This is a genomic window from Streptomyces sp. NPDC001027, from assembly GCF_040299045.1.
GTDB lineage: Bacteria > Actinomycetota > Actinomycetes > Streptomycetales > Streptomycetaceae > Streptomyces.
The window spans coordinates 1-1,822 of record NZ_JBEPBI010000543.1; the positions used below are offsets into that span (position 1 = coordinate 1).

The window sequence follows — 1,822 nt, forward strand, 5'->3', positions numbered from 1 at the left end:
CGTTTCACCCGTCCTCGGTCCTGTCCGTCGCTCTAGGCTCGGCCCGTGGGGCAATCCGAGCAGCGCGCCGAAGGCGCGGGACCGTTCACCACCCGGCTCACCTGGCACCTTCCCGACGGCGGCACCGCCGTCTGGGAGTCCCGGCTCGCACGGCGGCGTGGAGTTCTCGCCGTCCGTCCCCGCCACGCCACAGCCACTCGTCACGTCCGGGCGGACGCTGTCTCCCGCACGCGTCTGCGCCGGCTCAACGCCGTCGCCGCGATCGCGTTCGTCATCGGAGGCGCCCTCTTCACGGCCGGCGCCGCCGTCGCCCAGTTCGGCGCCGCCGACGCCGCCGAGTGCGCCTCGATCTACTTCGCGGGCGGCGTCTTCTTCACCGCCGGCGGGTACGCCTCGCTGCTCCAGGTGATCAACGCGCCCCGCCACATCCCGGGCGGCGCAGGGCAGTTGGTCACCGCTTCCTGGCGGTGGTGGAGCTATGAGCCGACACGTGTGGACTGGCTGAGCGTCTTCGTCCTCTTCTCGGGGACGCTCGTCTTCGCCGTCGATCTGCTGGACTCCTTCCTGCAGGGCCTGACCGCCCAGCAGGTCAACCGCCTGATCTGGGCGCCCGACGTGATCGGCTGCGTCCTCTTCCTGCTCTCCGGCCACCTGGCCTTCGTCGAAATCTGCCACGGACGGCTCCGTTTTCGGCCGCACGACCTCGGCTGGTGGATCGTCGCCGTCAACCAGCTCGGGTCCGTCCTGTTCATGGTCTCGGCTCTCGCCGCCTACACCCGCCCCGCCACCGGCAGCCTCGTCAACGCCGACATCGCCAACTGGGGCACCCTCACCGGCGCCCTGTGCTTCTCCTTCGCGGGCATCCTCCAACTCGGCGAACACTCATAGTGCTCGTGGGGCGAGGCGCCGCCGAACTCCCCCTTGGCCCGCCGGGCGTTGCGGTCGGCGCGGAAGACCGCTCGGTCGACTCGTCCCGGCATATTGACGTGCTAGCGACAACAGTGGCTTGATGAACGATACGCGGATGTGGGAGCGCTCCCATATCCGCGCGCACCGCACTCCCGCTCCCGCCCCGCTTCGGGAAGGACATTCCGTGCGCAGCAGCAGACATCACCTCCTCTTGTCCGCGTTCCTGGCCGCCCTGCTGACCGTCGCCGCCGGCCTCGGCCTGACAGGCGCCACGCCCGCCGCCGCCGCGACCCCGGTACGGATCATGCCGCTCGGCGACTCCATCACCGGCTCCCCGGGCTGCTGGCGCTCCCTGCTCTGGAACCAGCTGCAGAACGCCGGTTACACCGACATCGACTTCGTCGGCACCCTGAACGCCCAGAGCTGCGCTCTCACGCACGACGCCGACAACGAAGGCCACGGCGGCTTCCAGGCCACCGCCACCGCCGACCAGAACCTGCTGCCCGGCTGGCTGGCGGCCACCCGACCCGACATCGTTGTCATGCACTTCGGGACCAACGACGTCTGGAGCAGCATCGCCGCGGACACCGTCCTCGCCGCGTACACCAAACTGGTCGGCCAGATGCGGGCCTCCAATCCCTCGATGAAGGTGCTGGTGGCCCAGCTCATCCCGATCAATCCGAGCAGCTGCGCCGAGTGCGCCGCCCGTACCGTGGCCTTCAACCAGCGCATTCCGGCCTGGGCCCGGGGCATCACCACCGCGCAGTCGCCGGTCACCGTCGTCGACCAGTGGACCGGCTTCGACAGCGCCGCCGACACCTACGACGGCGCGCAGTCCCAGCTTGTTCAGGGCGGCCACGTGACCGGGCTCGGCGCTGCGGTGGCCCGCGATGCAGGCCGCGAGGACCTCGGG

2 protein-coding genes are annotated in these 1,822 nt (G+C 70.4%); both read left to right on the top strand.

Translation table 11 applies throughout. From position 1 onward, the window contains the following. Positions 1 to 45: 45 nt before the first annotated feature. Positions 46 to 888, top strand: coding sequence for a hypothetical protein (locus ABT300_RS43725; RefSeq protein ID WP_351688661.1), 843 nt, complete (start codon positions 46 to 48; stop codon positions 886 to 888). 205 nt (positions 889 to 1,093) lie between these two features. After that, on the top strand, positions 1,094 to 1,822 hold a 729-nt coding region (locus tag ABT300_RS43730), incomplete at its 3' end, for an SGNH/GDSL hydrolase family protein (protein WP_351688664.1).